Genomic DNA, 22550 nt, shown 5'->3' on the forward strand with positions numbered 1-22550 from the left:
GATTCCAGCAAAATAAAACAATGACTTGAAATGCAAGATGCACGCCAAGTCATTTTTACTTTAAAATCAAGACATTATACACATCAGAACGTCAAATTGTTGACAAGTAACGCTAAATGCCCAAGGGAAGGAGAATTAGCGCTGTAGGTTATATTTCTTCATTTTTTCTACCAGCGTGGTTCTCCGCATACCGAGCATATCGGCAGCACGAGCAACGACACCGTCCTGAGCGTCCAGAGCTTGACTGATCATATTCACTTCCATATCTGCCAATAGCTCTTTTAGATTTACGCCCTCTGGTGGGAGAGCACTTGTCGTACCCATTGAAGCTTCTGCCTCTTCTTCAAAAGCAAAGCTCTCAGAGAAAATACCGCTTAATGCTTCACGCTCTTGCTCTTCGATACTGGTAGTAGTCGTATCATATTCCGGTTGGAACTCCGGAATATCGGAATAGCGATATTTGGTTGGCAACTGACTCACATCAACCAGACTATTCGGGTAAAGAATAGTCATTCGTTCAACCAGGTTTGCCAGTTCACGAACGTTACCCGGCCAATGGTGTTCTTTCAAAGAGTCTACAGCTCGAGGAGTAAAACTGATCAGCTGACTGCCTTCTGCTTCCATTCGGGTCATTAACTCTTGTAATAACAGCGGGATATCTTCCTGACGCTCTTTTAACGCTGGCATTTCAATAGGGAATACATTCAGACGGTAAAAAAGGTCTTCACGGAAGCTCTGTTCTTCAATCATTGATTCAAGATTACGGTGGGTCGCAGCTACAATACGAACATCAACCTTAATGGTACTATTACCGCCAACTCGTTCAAACGTTCTTTCCTGGAGTACTCGAAGTAGTTTTACCTGCATCGGCATTGGCATATCGCCAATTTCATCCAGGAAGATAGTGCCTCCTTCAGCCAGCTCGAACCGGCCTTTACGAGCCGTAATCGCTCCGGTAAACGCACCTTTTTCATGACCAAATAGCTCGCTTTCCAGAAGCTCTGCCGGAATAGCACCACAGTTAATGGGTACAAACGGGCCGTTACTCCGTGCAGAATGGTAGTGGACGTTGCGGGCAACCACTTCTTTACCCGTACCAGATTCACCCAGAATCAACACGTTAGCTTCTGTACCTGCTACCTGTTCAATAAGATGTCTTACTTCCTGAATACCGGGACTCTGACCCACAAGACTGCGGAACAGGGTGTTCTTTCTGGCCGCGCTTGCGGTTAGTCCTTGCTTCCCCTGAAAAATAGCACAATGTCGCAGAGCACTACTTAGTTGTGGATAGTTCAGCGGTTGCCCTAAGCTACCAATATAGTGAGGGTATTCATCTAAATGAACCGTACTGTCACTTAGTACAACAAGCGGAATGTGGATAGCCAGGCTAAGCACTTCCGTAATTTGAGACGCTGCTTTTTCGTCAGCGACACTGCCGACAATACAACCAGTCCATTCTTTTGAAAAATCAATCTGACTGATTTGAGTTGAGTTTATAACCTCTGCTTGTTCACCAATAAATTCGAGAATCGTACCCAATTGAAGCATCTGATCCTGATTGTCTTCGATGACGAGTAACTTTGCCAAAACCTGCATAAAAATAAAATCGTGCCTTTTTCTTAAAATTCTACTAGTACGGCGTTATCTAAAAATCCCTGAGCTTATAGATAAACAATAGACAACTTCTCTCAATCTGCACACGTATCCAATCACATTAACGAAAATGCATTATAAATCTGATGACATACAGATAAACACAAAGGCGGACAGAAACGCGAACACCCACTACTTGAGCGGGTAATTCTAGGTGATGTATTTTATTTAAAACAGAAGAGAAGGCAACTTAATCATTGCCAGATGTGAACCAATTTAAAAAAGAATTCACACAGTTACCTCTTTTATTGACTAATCACAAACTTAATATTTGTGACCTATTGTCCAAGCTGAGCGGAGGTCAGGTTATGATATTCCGTTGGAATTTGATCCCAGGCGGATTTAATTTCGCGAATAATATCTACAACATCATCGATAGCCTGCGGATTATTCTCTGCATTGGCCTGAGTAATTTGTGCTATCACAAACTCATATAGCTGATCCAGGTTCTGTGCAACATCACCGCCATCGTCCATAGAAAGGCAACTACGAAGGCTAATTACAATATCAAGCGCCTTACCCAGGCGTTCGCCTTTTACGGCAATATTGCCCTGTTGCATCGCTGCTTTACCTTGCACCAAGCGTTCGATTGCACCTGCCATTAGCATCTGTATCACTTTATGTGGCGAAGCAGCACTTAGCTGACTGTCTACAGATACCTTTTTGTATGCCTGTAATGAACCTCGCATGGTATTCCTCTTCTTATAAAAACTGCTGATAGCGTTGAATCGACTTGCTACCATGTCTGAATTTTCTGAGCTGCGCACCAATTTCGTTGGTTTTACTCTGCATCAACTCTACAACTTGTTTAGTTCTAACCAGCGCTTTACGCCAATCTGGCGAATTTTTCAAACTGGGGTCAGATTTTTGTTCATTTAAAATATTTTGCAAAATCTGTTCCCTTATATCGACAAGCTCAATAATTTCTTCAGCATTAAGCTCCGATTCTTGCAAAAGCGACACTAATTTGTGATCCAACTCTTGTAATTGACCTAAATCGCTCACTTTTTATTACCCCATCGCACTCATCATGCCTGACAACTGACTCTGCATCTTGGCGGTTGCATCTTGCATGGCTGCAAATTTATTGTGCGTTCTTTGTTCAAGGCTCTCCATCCGACGGTCTAGTGACACCTGTTCATCCTGAAGGCGATAGTTCTGGTCACGCAACGTATTTTCCCGGGTTCGGATTGTGCCGGTAGGCCCGGTTAAGGTTTGAATCGCATCTTCCACCTTTTTCGCGAAGCCTTCTTTGCCACCGAAAAACTCTCCTAGACGAGTAAAGTTATTTTCCAGCTGTTTATCAAGCATCTCATAGTTAATCTCTAACGTACCTTGTCTGGTCGTTGTGATGCCAAACTCAGTCAAGGTTTTTAGATCTTCTGGAGCTGTATTCACCGCCGATGAAAAAACGTTTTTAAGTCGAGACTCAGCACTACGGACAATGCTATCGCCGGCCAATGGCCCTGAATACCCCGTTGTTGGATCGCTGGTCGACAGCTCTTTACTTACAGCATAAAACTGGTTGTAAGCATTTACAAACTGTTCAATTTCATCGCGTACGGTCTGTCTATCATACTCAACGTCAATCTCAGTCGCTTTTTTATTGGGGTCAGTGACACCTTTAACGGTAATATCAATGCCTTGAATGGCATCTTCAATAACATTATTTTCACTACTGAGCTGAGCTATACCGTCAAGCATAACAATAGAATCTTTTGCTTCCTGCGTTTCTGTCATCCCGCGATACGCATTCATTGAGTCTTCTGCACTACGCAGTGCTGCCTGAGTATCATCGATCCGGATTTGATAAGCTCGCTCTTCCGGTGACATTTGCTCCAGACGCATCTGATGAGCCTGCTCTTCGGTTATTTCTCCATTTTCAAGCGCAGCGTCTATCACATCCGAACGCTCCTGGAGCAGTTGCTGTCTAGCTTCTTCTGCTTCTTGTGGTGTTTGATAGGAATCTGTGAGCGTGCCAGAGGCTGTATTTGACCAACCAGGAACCGCTGTCATTTTTTCTAAGGCGAACTCATCCAGCTCTGGTTCTGGCGGGCGATACGAGTCCAACAAAGTACCTGATGCAGACTCGTTCCAGCCAGGAATGGTATCTTCAGGAAGAATAGAGTCTGCGGCTCCCTCTAACGCTGCCTCTGCTCCGGCCATACCAGCTGCCCCTGCTTGACCAGCCGTTGCCGCAGCGGTCAATGCTTCAGCAGCACCAGTCAATGCATCCGCTGCCGCACCAAGGCGACTAGCATCATCGCTTATGACTTCTTCAGCGGCTTGCTCTTCTAGTGCTGGATCGGCAACTTCTTGCCCGGGTCGCGGCGCTGCTAATGCGTCTGCTGCAGCCCTTCTAGCCTCTTCAAGTGATTTGACCCGCTCTTCTAGTGTTTTGTATTCAAGTTGTCGAAGCGGGTTATTTACGTCTGATTCGACGCTAATTTTGATTTGATTTTCCACTCCCGACTTATCAGAAGCAACAATTAATCTTTGGCCCTCAACATCATTGATTACTGATGCCCGGACACCGGTGTTTCCGCTTGCCCCATTGATGCCGCGAACGACATCCATGAGTCTCGCGTTTTCGTTTACTTCAACCGTAAACTTCTTTTTGCCAAGCTGAATCTGCAGCTTGCCAGGCCCAAAACGTAAGTCATCTGCTAATGGTTCAGAGGCGACTTTGTGGCTCTGTGCAAGCTGCAACACATCGATAGCATATCTACCAGCGATAGCGTCCGTCGTAGCTGTGGCTGATACTGCTTCCTCATCGGTTGATTCCACTTTTCGGACTGCGAAAGCTTCCTCCCGACGGAAATTAGCCATCAGGTTTTTCATGGTATCCAGTGACTCTCTGAGCCGCCCATAAGCACTGATACTAGTATCAATCTGGGTACGGTCACCATCGATACGCTGCTGTTTAGGAACACGCTCCGCATCAACAATTTTTCTGACCATGGAATTGATATCCATGCCAGTTCCGCTACCCAATGGGTTTAAACTCATTCAACTCACCTTCATGACAGTTACACCTTCTCCTCGACAAATAATCCCGAGTTTCTGGCTGCTAAACGCCTAAGTATAATTAGCATCTCTTCATCAGGGATTTGTCTGATTACGTCACCTGTACTGGCTTCGTAAATCGTGACAACTTCTCTCCCTGCTTCTTCATCGACACGGAAGGATAGACCTTTATTGATAGAATTAACGAAATCATTCATTGTTTCCATCATTTTTTCCAGTTCCTGCTTGTTCTGCTCGTTTCTCTCTTTAACAAGTTTCTCAAGAGGATTAGGTTTGTCTACGACTTCCTTGCGCTGAACCTTCTCAGGTTCTTGCACTTGTGTCGTGCTTGTTTGGTTCGATACCGCATTCTTAGCGTTACTACTATCTGAAGCAAGTTGCGTGCCACCAGAAGGACCATAAGGCTGGATGTTCGATGTGTAGGATGATATGTCCATACCGATCTCCCTTCCACCTTCTGGGTTAGCGATTAAATCACTCTCGATAGTAAGCGCAGGTTATTTACCCGAACCTACTTAACCCAACAAGCTTAGAGCTGCCGATGGAGTCTGTTTTGCCTGAGCCAGAACAGATGTACTCGCATTCTGAAGAATTTGAGACTTGGTCATCTGTGTTGTCTCTTTAGCAAAGTCAGTATCCTTAATACGGCTTCTGGACGCATTAACGTTTTCGTTGATGTTATCCAGGTTACTGATAGCGTGACTGAAACGGTTCTGGAACGCACCCAGGTTAGCTCGTTCACTATCTACCGCCTTCAGTGCACCATCGATAATAGACACTGCCTGCTGGGAACCGGCAACAGTTGTAACGTTAATATCGTTAACTGATTTGCTTTCACCAGCGGATAAGTTTAGCTCACTCGCCAGTCCGCCACTGAACGACAACTCACCACCCTGAACAGCCTGGTTTGTTGCGAAGATTTGCAGTTTATTATCTTCACCAACAGAGGCTTTAATATCGTTGTGCTGACCATTGATATAGGTCGCCAGCTCTTCGATATCGTTACCCTCTTTAGCATTCAGAGAAATTTCTTGTGCATTCCCCCTACTATCAGTATAGGACACTGTAAGGTCTGTAGCACCTTCAGCCACTGTCCAGTCTGCGTCTTTACCTTCCTGGGCAACATAAAGCTGTCCGCCCATTCCAGCTGTATCTGTACGCATATTACCAATAGAGAGACTTACAGCTTCACCAGAGTCAGCTCCGATCTGGAATGATTGTGCGCCGAACGTACCATTAAGTAGCTTGTTACCACCAAATGAGGTCGTTTCAGCAATACGGTTTAATTCGTCATTAAGAGCGGTAACCTCTTCCTGAATCGCAACACGTTCTGAACGGGAGTTCGAGCCGTTAGCAGATTGCAAGGACAGGTCACGCATACGTTGAAGGATGTTGGTTGACTCATTCATCGCACCTTCTGCTGTCTGTGCGATAGAGATACCATCATTTGCGTTACGTACGGCCATATCAAGGCCGCGACTTTGAGATGTCAATCGGTTGGAGATTTGTAAACCCGCAGCATCATCTTTCGCGCTGTTGATTTTATAGCCTGAAGACAGGCGCTCCATCGATTTATTCAGACCTTCATTCGCCCCTACGAGGTGACGTTGAGCGGTCATAGCAGACACATTCGTGTTTACATTTATTGCCATAATTGATCTCCTTTGGCATTAGAGTTTGATGGCCGCCACGTCTCTCACCTCGCTTAGGCACATCATTTTCATTTCTCTCATTCCCCTTAACGGCGAACAAAATAGATCCTTTAGAGAAAAATTAATTATTTTTTGGCTTTTTTTATGAAGGGATATTTATGTGACAATGTTCACATAAGACTTTACTTAAGGTTCCTCAGATTGCTCAATATTTAAGAGCGTGGTGGCGTATCTGATGTTTACCTGGTGTGCTCTATGTAGTGAACATGCCTGAAATGGATAACATATTGCCTACGTGAGGGTCACTTAAGCGGTTCACGGAATAGAGCACTCCTGGTAAATATCTTCTTCGTATACGACCCATAAACTAAAAAAACCCGGCGGCTGCCGGGTTCTCAATTAGTTCAACTTAACTCAATATTAGCCCAGTAGGCTTAGTGCCGAGTTCGGTGCCTGCTTCGCCTGAGCAAGGACTGAAGTTGATGCCTGCTGCAGAATCTGAGACTTAGTCATCGCTGTGGTTTCTTTCGCAAAGTCTGTATCTTTGATTCGGCTCTTAGACGCATTCACGTTTTCGTTGATGTTGTCTAGGTTATTAATCGCATGGTCGAAACGGTTCTGGAATGCACCCAGCTCTGCTCGGTGTGAATCCACATATTTCAGTGCCGAGTCAATGATACCTACTGCTTCTTGTGAACCACCTACGGTTGTCACATCCAGCGTATCAACAGTGACTGCCTTGCCTTCACCCATACCTAGTTCACCAGCAAGGCTACCACCGAATGATACTTCACCCTGTACCTTGTTGTTACCAGCGAATACCTGAAGGCGACCTTCTTCGTCTACCGATGCAGCCACAGAATCCTGCTGACCATTGATGTACGTTGCCAGCTCTTCGATGTCATCACCCTGCTTAGCGTTGATGGTTACATTCTGCTCTGCTCCTGCATCATCAGTAAAGGAGATTGTCAGTGTAGAGTCTTGTGCTACACCCCAGTTCTGGTCTTTACCTTCTGCTGCTGCGTAAGAAGTACCACCCATCATACGGTTGTCTGAACGCATATCTTTCAGAGATAGCATTACCGCTTCACCGTTATCCGCACCAATCTGGAAAGACTTTGTACCGTGTGTACCGTTCAGAAGCTTATTACCACCGAAAGATGTGGTTTCTGCAATACGGTTCAGTTCGTCATTCAATGCTGTTACTTCTTCCTGAATCGCTACACGGTCTGCTTTTGAGTTCGCACCGTTCGCTGATTGTAGGGACAAGTCACGCATACGCTGAAGGATGTTGGTGGTCTCGTTCATTGCACCTTCTGCTGTCTGTGCAATCGAGATACCGTCGTTCGCGTTTCGTACCGCTACGTCAAGGCCACGGCTCTGAACGTTCAAACGGTTAGAGATTTGAAGACCCGCTGCGTCGTCTTTCGCGCTGTTAATCTTGAAGCCAGAAGACAGGCGTTCCATTGAACCATTCAGGTCATTCGCTGCATTGTTCAGGTGACGCTGAGCTGTCATTGCTGCTACGTTAGTATTTACATTCACTGCCATGGTGATTTCTCCAATTGATTTTCCGGTATAGCGGTTTCCGACGTCTCGGAAAACCAAGTAGTTCTCTCAAAGTTACTTTTATTAACGGCGTAGAAAATAAATCCTTTAGAAAAAATCGGGAAAAAACTGGATAAAACTCAAAAAACAGACGCGAACGTGATGTATTTTTCAAAATCAGAATAAAGGCTAAAAAAAACACTAAAGTATGTAAATCCGTGGTCGATACCTTGGGGTTAACAACCTGCCTTCTGAGTTGGTGTGATCTCGCAAAAGGTTCTTTCAAACGTGCCTTTCTGAGAATATTTAGAGGTTCCATTAAGAGTAACAGTAATTACAGCGGCATCTTTGCAACGAATCTTAAGGCTTACATTGTCGATATAGCCAAAGTCTTTTAATTGGGGGAAATTTTTCTCTACACATAATAGAGACTCAACATCAAGAAACTCCATAAAATGCCTGCCAACGACTTCATCTTTAACGTAACCAGTTAACGTTAGCCAGGCAGGGCTCACATCTAAAATTGTGCCACTGAAGTCAAGGGACTGAACCATCTTTTCATCATGTCCTAAGTCCATGCAATGTGTTCTGGTATCGATATATGTTTCTCTGCCAACGTCCATAGCGACATCCTTGTTATATTACTCAATGCTTAATTATAGTGAACGATGTGCTAGTAAAAAGAGAGGTAGGGATAGTTTTTGAAACGCAGAAAAAGAAAATGCCCCTATCCTTTGAGAGAACTAGGGGCTGGTTGCTAGCCAGATGCCTATGTGGAGATCAGAGAGAAATGTCACATAACCGGCTGAGCGTGCATCTTAAACCCTTCCACTATCTGCAGTGTGAGAGTGAGAGAGCATCAAGTTTTCAAGTCTAAAATGCGATTGCCAGAACAGCGTTATTCAGAAAAGGTTCACGTCTGGACCCATTAATGCAGAGTAACGCTATTTCCAGAATGTCGATTACTGAAGTAATGACATTGCTGAGTTTGGCAATTGTTTTGCTTGAGCAAGTATGGAAGTACCTGCCTGTTGCAAAATCTGGTTTTTCGTAAGTTCGGTTGTCTCTTTCGCAAAGTCTGTATCTTTGATACGGCTCTTCGAAGCTTCAACGTTCTCCTGGATGTTCGCCAGGTTGTTGATACTGTGGCTTAGACGGTTCTGCTTCGCACCAAGATCAGCTCGCTGGCTATCTACATACTTAAGTGCCGCATCCAGAATACCCACCGCATTCTGAGAACCTGTTACCGTTCTTACATCAATATCTTGTGCAGTTGTCACTACACCTTCCGCGCCAGCAAGGCCAATTTCACTCGCCAGAGGACCACCGATATCCAGTCCACCCTGAAGGTTAGGTTCCGCCACAAAAATCTGTAGGTTGCCAGTTTCACCAACCGATGCTTTTAGTTTATCTGTCTGACCGTTGATATAAGTCGCCAGCTCTTCGATATCATCACCAACTTTAGCGTCGATATTGATGATCGTGTCTTCTTCGCCATCAAGGCCGCCAATCGTCAAGGTCATGGTGTTAGCGCCTGCCGGTACACCCCAGTCTTTACTGATTACCTGGCCTTCAGGCAGTTCAGCAAAGAACGTTGTGCCACCCATACGGAAATCATCCGCACGAACACTGGTTAGCCCCATAAGCATCGCTTCACCAGAGTTAGAACCAATCTGGAATGCCGCTTCACCAAATGTACCATTAAGTAGTCGACGTCCACCAAATGATGTGGTTTCCGCGATACGGTTTAACTCGTCTTGCAACGCACTAACTTCTTCCTGCAGAGCCTGACGTTCAGACGCTGAGTTGGAGCCGTTAGCCGACTGCAATGACAGATCTCGCATACGTTGAAGAATCGATGTTGATTCGTTCATCGCACCTTCTGCTGTCTGTGCAATAGAAATACCGTCGTTCGCATTTCGCATTGCCACATCCAGGCCGCGTGACTGTGCAATCAATCGGTTAGAGATCTGCATACCTGCAGCATCATCTTTTGCACTGTTAATTTTGTGACCCGAGGACAAACGTTCCATCGAGGTATTCAGATTATCTGTCGCTTTGTTCAGGTAACGCTGAGACGTCATTGCCGCGACGTTAGTACTTACTGTTACAGCCATCTTTTTGCTCTCCTGTTGAGTTCGCAAGCTTTTTGCGAAGCGGCCAGCTTAGGTCTCATTTGGATAAGCACTGACCGTGATAGTTACTTGCAGAATCTGATGAACCCATCAAATTCAAATATATAAGTTGTCTACATATATTACATACAACATGTGTGCCAACTTTTTCTTACTCAACGATATTCTGTATAAAATAAATTTTAACTCTTAATAACAACAAGTTAAGCGCATTATTTTCAGCAATGTTTTAACCCGTCCCACTTATAACCTCGAAAAAGTAACTCTTTACCCCCTGGCAAAGATTGCCGCTTTTTCGATTCTTGCCTGCTTCTATTTCCTCTCCGACATAAATTGGCCGCTCATATGGCATCCAGCTCATAAGGCATTAGCTAATTTATAGGTAGTTAAACAGAGTCAGGTCTTTCACTTTGCCGAAAGCCTTCTGTGAAGCTTCCAGTGCTAAGGAATTCTCATTAAATTCAATCACTGCTTGCGAGTAATCCAAATCTTCAAACGCACTTTTTGACTTAGCCAATGTCAGCTTAAAGTCTTCGTGCAGATCTTCCTGAATATCCAGAGTATCCAAACGTGCACCTACATCGGTACGAGCTTTGCCAAGGTGAATGAAAGCCGCATCAAACTCTTCAACCAGACGGTGCAGTTGTCCGGTTGCTGAAGCGTCAGAAACCGATGCCTTTTCTAAATTGATTACATCCCTGAAGCTGTCGAAGATACTGATCGTTTTGTTTGGCTCTAAAGTGATGCTGTCACCGGCAGTGATTTGCCCTTTAATCTCAATATTCAAGCCTTCGTACTTAATGCCAACCTTAGGATCGAACTCCTGGGCAGCTACCACACTTCCGTCTCTTTCCAGCTGATAACCAAAAGTTCCGCCAGTACCCATATCAACAAAGGTGATTTTGTATTCCGATTCGTCAAAGTAATCTGTATTAGTTGCACGTTCCAGCAGGAGTTCTGAAGCACTCTGTAACTCATAATTTGGTGAATAGTCACCAAATGGATTGTCGATCTCCATATACACTTCGTTGCCGGGATCATTTATAGGCATCTCCAGCTGATTGGAGATTTTCATCTTCCTATGATATTCATCACCCGCATACGTCACGTTTCCGGAGTTATCACGGAAAAACGGCTGACTTTTAGGCTTTGTTCCCGCAAAGATGTAGTTACCGGATTCATCCTGACTATTGGTCAGGTTAAGCAGATTGTTGAAGAGCTCCTGAAGTTCACGAACCTTAGCTTCGCGATCCTGTCCTGAATGCGAACCGTTAATCATCTCCATAACTGTGCGTTTGGCTTCATCTGCATAAGCTTCTGAGTTAGCCACCAGCACTTCATGGTGTTCTAAACGGTTTCGAACCAGAACGATAGCATCCATATACTGGCGTAGCTGTTCTGACTGTTGGCCTATCGACTGCACATAGTGTGTCGCTAGTGGGTCATCACTGGACTTCAGTAGTTTTTTACCCGACGCAAGCTGCGCCTGATTGTGAATAACTTTGGCTTCTTGTCTTCTCAGATCGTTCTGAACTGACTGATAGTTGTGGAAGCTTGAAATACGATTAATCATTTAAGCCTCCTTATCTTAAAGCCAGAATAGTGTCGAAGGTGTCATTCGCCACCTGCATAATTCGGGACGATGCCATATATGACTGCTGGAACTTCATCATATTTGCTGCTTCTTCATCCATATTTACACCAGAAACCGATGCAATACGCTCTTCCGCTGCTTCCTTCTCTAAGCGAGCAACTTCCGTCAACCTCTCAGCGGTAGACATTTTCAAGCCCATATCGGTATTCAGGTTATGGTAAAGCTCAAGAACAGTAGTATTGCCATCATTCAGTTTTTTCTCGGTCTGAAGATCCTGCATTTTTCTTAAGTTGCCGTTGTCACCTTCGGCATGAGTCAGGTTTGCAGCAAAACGGTCATCGGCTGCCGCACCGCCAGTCAGACTGAAAGTCGTACCCTGAACTGTTACCGGGCCAGACGGTGGATAATCCTGAGGTTGAAGCAGCACATTGCCTTTCATATCCAGAACAGCAAATTTATCACCCTGAGGAGAAACCAGTACCTGGAACTCTTTTAACTCACCCGCTGTAAGCACGCGAAAATCAGCATCCCCTTTAGCCGAGGTAACAGAGCTTTCGTAACTCTGAGCAGTGAGGTTTGCCGCATTCGTCATGGTGACTTCAATTTGCTCAGCTCCTAAACGAACCGGGCGAATAATAACCTTGTCGCCAGCTTCCGGTGGCGTTCTAAGCTCAACACGCATCCCGTCGATATATAGAGCGGAATCCTGAGGTGTTACCTGGACAATTTCACCACTTGGTTTAATAAAGGTGTAATCACCACCATTATATCTAAGGTGATAATCGCCACCCTGAAGCTGACTAGTATCCTCGATAAAGGCTGCAATATCGGCCTCTGAACCGTTACTAGTGATAACACGGGATTTAGCAACTCGTTCGGAGTTCACGTCAGTAAACAGGTTCTTACCAACATTACCGTACAGATCCAGTCCATGTGCCTGGAGTTCATTTATTTCAAATGAGAATGCGGTAGACAGTCTTCCTAGTTCATCCTGAACATACGGCACATATTCGTCGCGAAGTTTCAGTAGCGAGCCCATTTTTCCGTCTAGTCCATCGTGCTTGATAGTTTTAAGCCCTTTACCTTCTATCATCGCAAGCTGACGCTGCTGTGCATCTGGTTCACCATCAACCATAAGCAAAGTACTTGCCTCAGTACCTGAAACAAGGGTGTGTCCATTACCAATATGGATGTTAAAACCTTCCGCATTCTTACGTGGAGTTACCGTTACCTTAGTATATTCAGCTAACTCTTTTACCAACTTTTCGTGGGTATCCATCAGGTCATTGTGAGGGCCAGGAGTACGCATCATCAGGCGATGCAAATCGCGAATCTCAATGGCAATTTCGTTCATTCGCTCAACAGCAAGATCCAACTTTTTGTTGGTGTTATCCGCTTCCTGACGAACCGTTTCATAAAAAGTGTTGAGGTTCTGGCTGATTAGCCCTGCTTTTTCAAGAACAACCTTTCGCGCTCCCATATCATTCGGTGAGTCTGCTAATGTTTTTACTGAATCAAACCACTCATTCAGATTCTCTGGAATCTTTTTAGAAGCAAGAGATGAAAGCATACTGGTCAATGTATCTAGGCCAGCTTCGGTATCAGTGGTCGCAGAAAGGTTAGTCGTGGCAACGTTTAGCTCTTTAACGGCAAATTGATCCCAGGAGCGGCGAACATTTTCCACGTGAACGCCCATGCCATAGGTTTCACCGCCATATTGGCGAGGCATGTTGGTGCCCTGGATTACCGACTGACGGCTATAGCCTTCGGTATTCGCATTCGATATGTTATGACCTGTAGTGTTGAGCTGTCTCTGAGCGGTTAATACGCTCTGAGTACCAACATTCAACAAATCCGACGCCATAATGCCCCCAGGGAAACCATAAAACTTAATAAAAACGTGTATCTGGAGTTAGAATTGCAATTAGTATGCCAGGGTGGAAGTTTCTAGTTCCTCACGCTCTGCGTGGGAATTCATACCTGACCTCAAGAAGTCGTAAGTGGTAAGAAATATTATTGAAGTGTTTGAATTAAAGTGAAAAATTCAAATAAAAGTATACATTACCACGCAGGAGCGTGGTAATGAGAATAAGTAAAAATTACATCCTATCAATACGTTCTTTAACGCTAAGAACCTTCTCTGCATACCTAGGATCGGTTGCATAACCTGCTTTATGAATACCATGAATAAAGGATTCTGAATTGCCTTGTTGGGCAAGTGTTTCGCTATATCTTGGATTCTGGTTCAGGAAGCGAACAAAATCGTTAAAACTCTCTTCGTAGCTGTTATAGGAACGGAACGAGGCGTTCTCTTTAACAGGAACATTGTCATGGAATTCCAGAGTCTGAGTGGCTACCTTATCACCTTTCCAGCTTCTGTCCGCTTTAATGTTGAATAGGTTATTACTGCTACCCATCGAGTTTCTAGTGATCTTCTGACCCCAACCGGTTTCAAGCGCTGCCTGAGCAATAAGTAGAGAAGGTTCAATACCAAGTGCTTTTGCTGCTCGTTCAGCGTAAGGCGTCATAGACTTAACAAACTGTTCTGGAGATTCAAATCTTGATGGTTCTTGTACCTTGTTTGAGGTCATAACATTGATTGCATCGTCAGCTGCTTGCCTTGCTTTAGATGAATCTACCGGTAATCGCAGAGAGGTATCCAGCGCCGCATTGCGCATTACTATTTCGGTGTCGTCCATCTCTGTGCCAGCACTTAGCTGCGCGACAATCATATCCGCAAGCCCAAGAGAGCCTGATGCACTTAGTTCACTCGCCATCTGCTCATCCAGCATCTGACGATAAAAATCCTGGTTTCCACTCTTCATCAGGTCTGATTCGAAGGTAGAATTCGCATCACGCATCGACTTAAACAGCATATTGGTAAAAATAGACTCGAACTGTTTTGCAGCAGCTTTAAGGGCCTCTTTCTGATCCGTATCATCACCGCCAACCGCATCTTTACGTAGGTTGTCTAAGCTAGCGATATCATGAATAAAACCGATGTCATTTCCGTTGTTAATCACTTTACGCTCCTTAGATGACGATCAGTTGGCCTTCGATAGCACCAGCTTGTTTAAGCGCCTGAAGGATTGCCATTAAATCAGAAGGTGCAGCACCAACTTCATTAACCGCACGCACTAAATCATCCAGCGTAAGGCCTGGCTCAAATTTAAACATTTTGCCCTGTTCTTCTGTTACCGCAATATCTGAATCAGGTACAACAACCGTTTCACCACCAGCGAAGGCGTTTGGCTGGCTAACATTCAGGTTTTCCTTGATAGCCACCGTCATTCCACCGTGGGTAACCGCAGCAGGTTTTAGCCTTACATGCTGACCAACAACAATGGTTCCTGTCCGGGAGTTAACGATGATTTTGGCAGAGCCTTCGGCTGGATTAAACTCAACGTTCTCTATGGCTGACAGAAAGGCAACGCGCTGACTGACATCACGCGGCGCACGAACCTTTACCGATGTAGCGTCGACTGCTGAAGCCATCTGAGGACCAAGGAAGTTGTTGACCGCATCAGCCATACGCTGAGCAGTTGTGAAATCGGATTCAAGAAGGTTAAAAGTGATGAAGTCACCACGGCCAAATGGGTTAGGAACTTCGCGCTCAACCATACCACCGCCAGAAATCAAACCAACCGTTGGATTATTACCAACGATTTTAGACCCATCGGCACCTTCAGCACTAAATCCACTCACCACAAGGTTACCCTGAGCTACGGCGTAGACTTCTCCGTCCATACCTTTGAGGAAGGTCTGCAATAACGTGCCACCTCGTAGACTTTTCGCAGAGCCAATCGAGGAAACCGTTACATCCACTTTCTGGCCTTGCTTAGAAAAAGCTGGCATCTCCGCTGTAACAATAACTGCAGCTACGTTTTTGGTCTTTGGCTTGGTTCCAGCTGGTAACTGAATACCAAAATTTTGCAGCATGGCGTTAAAGCTTTGGTCGGTAAATGGTGTTGATTCACCTGTACCCGGCAAACCAGTAACCAAACCGTAACCAACTAACTGGTTACTTCTTACCCCTGCAACTTCTGCAACATCTTTGATTCTCGCCGCATGTGCACTGGTAATCATTGTTAGGGTGCTTAGCACCAACACCATCAACTTTTTCATTGTTAAAACCTTCTCACCTGTCAAAGCTATATCGTCTGCCAAAAAGCTGACAACTCATGCTCTCTTACAGAGATACATTAAAGAATCGTGCCAAGAATCCAGGCTCTTGCATATCTTGCTGTGTTCCAGTGCCAGAATACTTAATGCGAGCATTGGAAATACGAGTAGAAGCAATCGTGTTCTCAAATGAAATGTCATCCGGACGAATCGTGCCGCTCAGGCGGATATATTCGTCCCCGGTATTAAGTGTCAGCCACTTTTCGCCTCGAATCACCAGGTTGCCGTTTGCCAGAACTTCGATAACCTCAACGGTTATTGAGCCGGAAATACTGTTGCTCTGGTTTGCCGATGACGCACCGTTAAAGGCATTATCGTTATTGAGTTCGTAAGAGAAGTTGTAGTCGCCGATAGCCAGTTCCTGGCCACCAACGGAAAGAGGGTCCATAGAGGCAGCATTACTCTTCGATAGATCAGCATCTGCGCTCTTAGACGCAGCGGTACTTTCATCCAGAAGCACGGTTACTATGTCACCAATACCATGCGGCTTAGAATCATCATATAGATCGCTCGCAAAGTTAGCGTTAAAGAGTGAACCTGTTGCCGCCGCATAGTGTGCTGGCTTTGCACTAGGGTGAATTGGGGCCCATGCTGGATCACCAGCAATTGGATCCGTTCGACCGCGAAGCGTATCGATAATTCCAGTATCTTCCACTTCAGAACGATCCCCTTCTACAGCATCCACAACCGTTGTGGCTTGCTCAACATCAGTTCCTACGTCTTCTGTTTCGCCAATTCCTATAATAGAACAACCTGACAACATGGAAATCATCACTACGCTAAGTATACGTTTCATAACTCTCACTCTCTCACTCTATACCGCTAGTTCAGTTATAGCTGCTGGTTAACGAAGGACTGCATCTTGTCTACTGCCGAGATAACTTTCGAATTCATTTCGTAGACACGCTGAGCTTCGATCATATTTACCAGTTCTTCAGTTACGTTTACGTTAGAAGTTTCTAACATCGACTGACGAACCTGACCTAAACCTTCGAGCCCAGGAACCCCCTCTACCGCTTCACCACTCGCGCCAGTTGGTAAGTAAAGGTTTTGACCGATTGGTTCCAAACCACCAGGGTTTATAAAATCAACAGTGGTGATAGCACCCACCACCTGGTTATCTTGCTGTCCACGAACACGCACTGACACTTCACCATCAGTACCTATGGTTACAGAGATGGCATCTTCCGGGATCGTGATTTCAGGCTCCAGCGCGTAGCCGGAACCAGAGGTAACTATCACGCCTTCATCATTCAGTGTGAATTGTCCGTTACGTGAGTAACCGATATTGCCGTCTGGCATCATGATCTGGAAGAAACCATCACCTTCAATCATCATGTCCAGGCTGTTGCTAGTCGTTTGTGCGTTCCCGTTAGTATGTATCTTTTGAGTCGCAACAACTTTAGAGCCAGCACCAAGCATCAAGCCACTTGGTAGTTCTGTGTTTTGAGAAGACTGGCCGCCTGCCTGATTAATATTCTGATAGAAAAGATCCTCAAACACTGCACGGCTCTTTTTGTAACCAACAGTGGAGGCGTTCGCCAGGTTATTTGAAATGGTAGAGATATTCGTCTGCTGAGCATCTAAACCTGTTTTACTTACCCATAATGCCGGATGCATAACTTATCCCCTCTTAGCTCATTCGCAGCAGCGAATCAGAGGATTTATCCATCTCTTCTGCACTGCTCATCAGTTTGACTTGCATTTCAAACTGGCGCTGTAAATCAATCAAGTTTGTCATCTCACCAACGGCATTCACGTTACTGCCTTCAATAGCGCCGGTAAGAAGTCTTACGCCAGCATCGGCTTCAAAATTCACATTAGGATCTTTTGAACGGAACAGGCCGTTGGTGTCTTTAAATAGTGTTCGGCTATCCGGACGAGAAAGCTTAATACGACCAACCTCTTCGATAGCATCTGCCGGTGCACCCTGTGGTACAACGGAAATAGTGCCATCGCGGCCAATCTCGACTTTCGCAACAGGAACAGGAAGTGTGATAGGCGCGCCGTCATCATCCAGAACAAGGTGACCACTGCCATTTGAAAGCAGACCGGTTTCGTCGATATGCAGATTGCCATTTCGGGTTAAACCTTCTGCACCAGTTTTATCCATTACCGAAATCCAGCCATCTCCTTCTACAGTGACATCTAGATCACGCCCGGTAGTGATAACACTTCCTTGAGCAAAACTATGTCCCGGACGCTCTGTCATGCTGAATACGCGAGACGGCAAACCTTCACCATACGCCTGCATTGAACGGGCCTGCGCTAAGTCGGCACGAAAACCGGTAGTACTTACGTTTGCCAGGTTGTTCGCTCTTAGCTGCATCGCCTGCATATTTTGCTTAGCGCCACTCATGGCAAGAAACAGTGCACGATCCATAAATTTGCTCCAAAATTAACTTCTGGAACAGATAAAGCAATCAATGTGCCAAGTTTTATTTCAATTAAATATCAATAGGATACATTTAAATCAAATTTCTTTGCCGTAGTGGCAACTAGGAAAAGTGAAAGGATTTGCCGATCAAAGCGGCAACAGGATCAAACCGTGGAATATCACGGTCGATCCTTCAGATAATCGAAAGCTTGAAATGTCTATATAGCAATATCTGTTAACTAAGACTATCGAATTTGCAAAATAGTCTGCTGAGTCTGGTTATGAACTTCTAGTGAACGGGAGTTCGCCTGGAAGTTACGCTGAGCAGAAATCAGATCCACCAACTCCTGAGTCATATCGATGTTCGACTGCTCAAGAGTACCATTGGTAATAGAGCCGAATGACCCTTTGTTAGATTCACCCCAGATCTTATCGCCAGAGAACTGAGTCGAATCCCACTGAGTGCCACCTTTCTTGTCCAGCCCTTGCTCGTTCGCAACACGAACCAGAGCAACGCGACCAAGAGAGACGTTCTCACCATTGGAATAAGTGGCTAGAACTGTACCGTTTTCGTCAAAGTCCAGTTTAGTCAGGAAGCCGGTTGTTGCACCATCTTCATCGAACTTAACCAGTTCAAACGGAGCGGCAAATTGGGTTGCGCCATCCAGTTTAAGGCTAATAGCCTGGGTTGGATCGGCACCGTTCAGGTCAATCGGGTTCTCACCGGCACCAAGCTGTTCAGTAACGATTGGATTGCCACTGTTTAGACTTGCCAATGTACCATCGTTATTGAAGCGCATTGTATGACCAATATGCCCGGTAGCATTGGTGGCATCACCACCGGTGATATTTACAGGCTTTTCACCCGCTTCATCGGTAATGGTGTAATACGTTTGCCAGGTGTTTGGCTGCGTCATGTCTTTCAAGTAATACGTTGTCATCTTGTAAGACTGACCCATTGAGTCGTAAACCGTTGAAGATGTTGAACGGTTGTAGGTTTCCTGATCGGTAAAATCAAACAGAGCAGGATCCTTCAGGTCACCGTTTGCCGGCAGGTTCACGCCAACTTCTACGTTTGCCGTCTGTTTTGGTTTACCAAACTCAGGTGGCACATTCAAAGGACTAGGCTCATAAGAAAGCACTTCACCTGTATCCGGGTTCATCTGATAACCAAGCAGGAACTCATCGTTAGACGTTACCATATAGTTATCTTTATTCAGATGGAAAGCACCGTTACGGGTAAGCTCATTCTGCTGAGGAACCATGCGGTCTTTAGACACCGCGAAGAAACCAGTACCACCAATTCGCAAATCCATCGGGTTGTTGGTATAAATACTGGAACCTTCGTGGAACTGCTGTGCTACCTTATTTGCCTGAACACCGCCGCCTGGAGTGGTTTTGGCGTTAGTAAATATTGAGCTTGAGTAAACATCACCGAACTCCGCACGAGACTCTTTAAAGCCGTACGTATTGGCGTTGGCAATGTTGTTACTGGTTGTATTCAGGTCTAGCTGCGCGGCAGACAGACCACTTAAAGCTACATATGACATTTCAAATCTCCTAATCTAGCCAGCGTTAATTACGCTTTGCCAACTTCTAGTACTTCAGCAAGTCGAACTGGGGAATCAAATCCAGCCAGATTGAGCAGTACATTACCATCACCTTTGCCAAGAAGGACGCTATTCACATTCGCATAAGTCGAAGTTTCAAACTCAGTGCTTTGTCCGTCTAACAGGCCGCTGGCTTTAACGTTATATTTACCAGCCGGCAATGGATTACCGTTTTCGTCTTTACCGTCCCATTCAACACGATTGTCACCGGAAGGCTTCGCACCCATATCGAGTGTACGAACCAATTGACCAAGCTCGTTTTCAACCCGAACAAATAAATTATCAACAGATTGAGGTAGCTTAACCATGGCTGCCATGCCAGCGTTATCGCCTTTAATGCCTGCAGCACCAGGGACCAACACATCACGTCCTACAAGTGACGAAGCTTGTAGAGCCTGATTAGAGGTCATAGATGAATTTAAGCTTTCAAACTGTCCATTCATCTTGTTGATGCCATCAACGGTCGCAAATGAAGCCATTTGCGCAATCATCTGGTCATTACTGACCGGCTTAAATGGGTCCTGCTGAGCAAGCTGCTTAGTGAGCAGGGAAAGAAAATCTTCTTGTTTGAGATCTTGTTTACCTGTGGTCTCCGTCGGCTGAGTCTGCTCTTTCTGGAGTTCTTTAAGCTGGTCAAGGTAGGATAATCCGCTCTGACCAACATTGTTGATTGCCATTACGCTATCTCCTTATCCTTATCGACCCATCTGCAGCGTACGCAGCAGCATTTGTTTACTTGCATCCGCTACCTGCACATTCGTTTGATACGAGCGGGAAGCAGAAATCATGTTAGCCATCTCTTCCATTACGTTAACGTTAGGCTTGTAGATATAGCCTTCTTCGTTAGCAAGTGGGTGATCAGGGTTATACTCCGCCTGCAGAGGCTTGTCGCTCTCTACAATGCCCATCACTTTAACCGGCACGTTATGATCTCGGTTGTATTTCGCTTTACTTAACTCAGCCCCGAAAACAGCATGACGCGCTTTGTAGGTCTCTTTAGCCGAGCCACTCACACTGTCAGCGTTTGCCAGGTTACTAGAGGTGGTATTTAGACGAACAGATTCAGCGCTCATAGCAGAACCAGTCACATTGAATACATTAAACAGGCTCATCTAATTATTCCCCTTTGATTGACTTAGTTAAGTTCTTGAATTTACTTCCAAGAAAATCCAGTGATGCCTGATGGCGAATCTGGTTTTGCATAAACAGGTTACGCTCTAAATCCACATCCACCGTATTGCCATCACCAGTATCCGGTTGTGTTGGGATACGGTACATCTTTTCCCCTGTCACAGAAGAAGAGGCAGCGATATGCCGATCATTGGTTCGGTTCAGACCAAAGTTTGCCCCTGACGTTGCCGCCTGAAGTGCTCTTTGGAAATCCATACCCTTCGATTTAAAGCCAGGAGTATTCGCTTGCGCAATATTGGTAGAGATAACCTCTGCATTGCGTTCACGCAGCCCCACCGTGTGTTGGTGGATTCCTAATGCGTTGTCAAAAGATATGGCCATATGATGCCTCGATAACTTCAAAAGTGACTTACTACAGAAATAAAAGCAATCATCGTGCCAAACTAAAGTATCACTAAAATTTTCTTCTATATCTGTACAACAATCGTTGCAAGCACAACATGTGCAACTTTCACGCCATAGTCGGGACATGATGGTGTGATTTGAAATGTCTTTTTGATATTAGCTTAGGAGGGAGGGAAAAGACAGGTTACGGGTTACGGGTTACGGGTTACGGGTTACGGGTTACGGGTTACGGGTTACGGGTTACGGGTTACGGGTTACGGGTTACGGGTTACGGGTTACGGGTTACGGGTTACGGGTTACGGGTTACGGGTTACGCAAAATTTTGAAAATAAAAAAGCGCAAATATCAACAACTATCTGCGCCTTCTGCCTGTAATCTGTAGGACGAAGTCCGTCCTGTTACCTACATCTACTTTAACTTATAAATAATCCCTGGATTACAGCGAACCATCTCGAACTTGTCAGTCAGACCGGTAAGTGATTCAGAAGCACCCAACAAAAGATAACCACCAGGATTTAACGTACCAGCAATAGAGTTCAATACCTGAGATTTCATTTCAGGAGAAAAATAGATAAGTACGTTACGGCAAAATACGATATCGAACTTGCCAAGCAGAGCGTAACTCTCCATCAAGTTTTGCGGACGGAAATTAACTAACCGCTTAACGTTGTCCTTCACCTTCATTTTACCATCGCCAGCATCTTCAAAGAACACACGACGACGTTCAGGTGATAAACCTCGCCCTAGCGCCAGGTTGTCATAAACACCTGCACGACACATATCCAGCATGCTGGATGAAATATCAGTGGCTGTGATAGATACACTCGGAAGCAGCCCCGGCCTTTTGGTCTGGGTTTCCAAAATCGTCATCGCCATGGAGTAAGGCTCTTGACCTGAAGAGCTTGCTGCAGACCATATTTTTATTGGTCGTTTCTTTTCAGCCATCTCTGGCAACAACTTATCCGCTAACACGGCAAAGGGATAGCTATCCCTAAACCAGAGCGTTTCATTGGTCGTCATTGCATCAACGGCAGCAACACGCAGCTCGCGGTTGCGACCAGTCACAACATCTCTTAGCAAATCTGAAAGCGATCCAAGCTTGTATTTATTCACAAGCGGGCTTAAACGGCTTCTAACAAGATATTGCTTGCTATCACCAAGTACAATGCCACATTGTGATTCTAAAAAGCGACTAAACTCTTTATATTCTTGGTCGTTTATCGTAATCGCTGTCAT

Annotated in this window: 21 protein-coding genes; all 21 read right to left on the bottom strand. The window is 45.2% G+C overall.

The annotated features are described in order from the left end of the window. Positions 1 to 135: 135 nt before the first annotated feature. Positions 136 to 1596: a sigma-54 dependent transcriptional regulator gene (locus P7F88_RS23050; RefSeq protein WP_277828645.1), complete on the bottom strand. Its 1461-nt coding sequence runs from the start codon at positions 1594 to 1596 to the stop codon at positions 136 to 138. A gap of 335 nt (positions 1597 to 1931) precedes the next feature. Continuing rightward, on the bottom strand, positions 1932 to 2342 hold the full coding sequence (gene fliS, locus P7F88_RS23055) for a flagellar export chaperone FliS (RefSeq protein WP_277828647.1): 411 nt from the start codon (positions 2340 to 2342) through the stop codon (positions 1932 to 1934). 13 nt (positions 2343 to 2355) lie between these two features. After that, on the bottom strand, positions 2356 to 2658 hold the full coding sequence (gene fliT, locus P7F88_RS23060) for a flagellar protein FliT (RefSeq protein ID WP_277828649.1): 303 nt from the start codon (positions 2656 to 2658) through the stop codon (positions 2356 to 2358). Between the two features lie 6 nt (positions 2659 to 2664). Then, the gene (gene fliD / locus P7F88_RS23065) at positions 2665 to 4662 is read right to left on the bottom strand and encodes a flagellar filament capping protein FliD (protein ID WP_277828651.1); all 1998 of its coding nucleotides are present in this window, start codon (positions 4660 to 4662) and stop codon (positions 2665 to 2667) included. A gap of 20 nt (positions 4663 to 4682) precedes the next feature. Further along, entirely contained in the window at positions 4683 to 5117 is a 435-nt protein-coding gene (gene flaG / locus P7F88_RS23070; protein WP_277828653.1) for a flagellar protein FlaG, read from the bottom strand. Between the two features lie 78 nt (positions 5118 to 5195). Further along, positions 5196 to 6332, bottom strand: coding sequence for a flagellin (locus tag P7F88_RS23075; protein ID WP_277828655.1), 1137 nt, complete (start codon positions 6330 to 6332; stop codon positions 5196 to 5198). 420 nt (positions 6333 to 6752) lie between these two features. Next, the gene (locus P7F88_RS23080) at positions 6753 to 7883 is read right to left on the bottom strand and encodes a flagellin (RefSeq protein ID WP_277828657.1); all 1131 of its coding nucleotides are present in this window, start codon (positions 7881 to 7883) and stop codon (positions 6753 to 6755) included. 233 nt (positions 7884 to 8116) lie between these two features. Beyond that, the gene (locus tag P7F88_RS23085; protein ID WP_277828659.1) at positions 8117 to 8503 is read right to left on the bottom strand and encodes a PAS domain-containing protein; all 387 of its coding nucleotides are present in this window, start codon (positions 8501 to 8503) and stop codon (positions 8117 to 8119) included. A gap of 339 nt (positions 8504 to 8842) precedes the next feature. Next, complete coding sequence (locus P7F88_RS23090) at positions 8843 to 9997, bottom strand: flagellin (RefSeq protein ID WP_277828661.1); 1155 nt, start codon at positions 9995 to 9997, stop codon at positions 8843 to 8845. Positions 9998 to 10391: 394 nt separating this feature from the next. Then, entirely contained in the window at positions 10392 to 11588 is a 1197-nt protein-coding gene (flgL, locus tag P7F88_RS23095; protein WP_277828663.1) for a flagellar hook-associated protein FlgL, read from the bottom strand. 10 nt (positions 11589 to 11598) lie between these two features. Beyond that, positions 11599 to 13473, bottom strand: coding sequence for a flagellar hook-associated protein FlgK (gene flgK, locus P7F88_RS23100; RefSeq protein ID WP_277828665.1), 1875 nt, complete (start codon positions 13471 to 13473; stop codon positions 11599 to 11601). Positions 13474 to 13708: 235 nt separating this feature from the next. Continuing rightward, positions 13709 to 14632, bottom strand: coding sequence for a flagellar assembly peptidoglycan hydrolase FlgJ (gene flgJ / locus P7F88_RS23105; RefSeq protein WP_277828667.1), 924 nt, complete (start codon positions 14630 to 14632; stop codon positions 13709 to 13711). Positions 14633 to 14642: 10 nt separating this feature from the next. Further along, the gene (locus tag P7F88_RS23110) at positions 14643 to 15734 is read right to left on the bottom strand and encodes a flagellar basal body P-ring protein FlgI (protein ID WP_277828669.1); all 1092 of its coding nucleotides are present in this window, start codon (positions 15732 to 15734) and stop codon (positions 14643 to 14645) included. Positions 15735 to 15798: 64 nt separating this feature from the next. Then, complete coding sequence (flgH, locus tag P7F88_RS23115) at positions 15799 to 16587, bottom strand: flagellar basal body L-ring protein FlgH (protein WP_277828671.1); 789 nt, start codon at positions 16585 to 16587, stop codon at positions 15799 to 15801. Positions 16588 to 16622: 35 nt separating this feature from the next. Next, entirely contained in the window at positions 16623 to 17411 is a 789-nt protein-coding gene (gene flgG, locus P7F88_RS23120) for a flagellar basal-body rod protein FlgG (RefSeq protein WP_277828672.1), read from the bottom strand. A gap of 13 nt (positions 17412 to 17424) precedes the next feature. Beyond that, positions 17425 to 18174: a flagellar basal body rod protein FlgF gene (locus P7F88_RS23125; protein ID WP_277828674.1), complete on the bottom strand. Its 750-nt coding sequence runs from the start codon at positions 18172 to 18174 to the stop codon at positions 17425 to 17427. Between the two features lie 239 nt (positions 18175 to 18413). Further along, on the bottom strand, positions 18414 to 19718 hold the full coding sequence (gene flgE, locus P7F88_RS23130; protein WP_277828676.1) for a flagellar hook protein FlgE: 1305 nt from the start codon (positions 19716 to 19718) through the stop codon (positions 18414 to 18416). A gap of 29 nt (positions 19719 to 19747) precedes the next feature. Next, positions 19748 to 20455, bottom strand: coding sequence for a flagellar hook assembly protein FlgD (gene flgD / locus P7F88_RS23135; RefSeq protein WP_277828678.1), 708 nt, complete (start codon positions 20453 to 20455; stop codon positions 19748 to 19750). A gap of 18 nt (positions 20456 to 20473) precedes the next feature. Beyond that, on the bottom strand, positions 20474 to 20890 hold the full coding sequence (flgC, locus tag P7F88_RS23140) for a flagellar basal body rod protein FlgC (protein WP_277828690.1): 417 nt from the start codon (positions 20888 to 20890) through the stop codon (positions 20474 to 20476). A 4-nt stretch (positions 20891 to 20894) separates the two neighbouring features. Continuing rightward, positions 20895 to 21290, bottom strand: coding sequence for a flagellar basal body rod protein FlgB (gene flgB, locus P7F88_RS23145; protein WP_277828694.1), 396 nt, complete (start codon positions 21288 to 21290; stop codon positions 20895 to 20897). 432 nt (positions 21291 to 21722) lie between these two features. Beyond that, on the bottom strand, positions 21723 to 22550 hold the full coding sequence (locus P7F88_RS23150) for a protein-glutamate O-methyltransferase (protein WP_277828696.1): 828 nt from the start codon (positions 22548 to 22550) through the stop codon (positions 21723 to 21725).

This window comes from Vibrio hannami (assembly GCF_029589055.1).
Classification (GTDB): Bacteria; Pseudomonadota; Gammaproteobacteria; order Enterobacterales; family Vibrionaceae; genus Vibrio; species Vibrio hannami.

Excerpts from the sequence above, each read along its gene's own strand:
- fliD (WP_277828651.1), bottom strand. The coding sequence starts at position 4,662 with ATGAGTTTAAACCCATTGGGTAGCGGAACTGGCATGGATATCAATTCC.
- flaG (WP_277828653.1), bottom strand. The coding sequence starts at position 5,117 with ATGGACATATCATCCTACACATCGAACATCCAGCCTTATGGTCCTTCT.
- P7F88_RS23150 (WP_277828696.1), bottom strand. The coding sequence starts at position 22,550 with ATGACAGCGATTACGATAAACGACCAAGAATATAAAGAGTTTAGTCGC.
- flgH (WP_277828671.1), bottom strand. The coding sequence starts at position 16,587 with ATGAAACGTATACTTAGCGTAGTGATGATTTCCATGTTGTCAGGTTGT.
- P7F88_RS23125 (WP_277828674.1), bottom strand. The coding sequence starts at position 18,174 with ATGGATCGTGCACTGTTTCTTGCCATGAGTGGCGCTAAGCAAAATATG.
- fliS (WP_277828647.1), bottom strand. The coding sequence starts at position 2,342 with ATGCGAGGTTCATTACAGGCATACAAAAAGGTATCTGTAGACAGTCAG.
- P7F88_RS23080 (WP_277828657.1), bottom strand. The coding sequence starts at position 7,883 with ATGGCAGTGAATGTAAATACTAACGTAGCAGCAATGACAGCTCAGCGT.
- flgB (WP_277828694.1), bottom strand. The coding sequence starts at position 21,290 with ATGGCCATATCTTTTGACAACGCATTAGGAATCCACCAACACACGGTG.
- P7F88_RS23090 (WP_277828661.1), bottom strand. The coding sequence starts at position 9,997 with ATGGCTGTAACAGTAAGTACTAACGTCGCGGCAATGACGTCTCAGCGT.
- flgE (WP_277828676.1), bottom strand. The coding sequence starts at position 19,718 with ATGTCATATGTAGCTTTAAGTGGTCTGTCTGCCGCGCAGCTAGACCTG.
- flgL (WP_277828663.1), bottom strand. The coding sequence starts at position 11,588 with ATGATTAATCGTATTTCAAGCTTCCACAACTATCAGTCAGTTCAGAAC.
- flgC (WP_277828690.1), bottom strand. The coding sequence starts at position 20,890 with ATGAGCCTGTTTAATGTATTCAATGTGACTGGTTCTGCTATGAGCGCT.
- P7F88_RS23110 (WP_277828669.1), bottom strand. The coding sequence starts at position 15,734 with ATGAAAAAGTTGATGGTGTTGGTGCTAAGCACCCTAACAATGATTACC.
- P7F88_RS23085 (WP_277828659.1), bottom strand. The coding sequence starts at position 8,503 with ATGGACGTTGGCAGAGAAACATATATCGATACCAGAACACATTGCATG.
- flgK (WP_277828665.1), bottom strand. The coding sequence starts at position 13,473 with ATGGCGTCGGATTTGTTGAATGTTGGTACTCAGAGCGTATTAACCGCT.
- P7F88_RS23050 (WP_277828645.1), bottom strand. The coding sequence starts at position 1,596 with ATGCAGGTTTTGGCAAAGTTACTCGTCATCGAAGACAATCAGGATCAG.
- P7F88_RS23075 (WP_277828655.1), bottom strand. The coding sequence starts at position 6,332 with ATGGCAATAAATGTAAACACGAATGTGTCTGCTATGACCGCTCAACGT.
- flgG (WP_277828672.1), bottom strand. The coding sequence starts at position 17,411 with ATGCATCCGGCATTATGGGTAAGTAAAACAGGTTTAGATGCTCAGCAG.
- flgD (WP_277828678.1), bottom strand. The coding sequence starts at position 20,455 with ATGGCAATCAACAATGTTGGTCAGAGCGGATTATCCTACCTTGACCAG.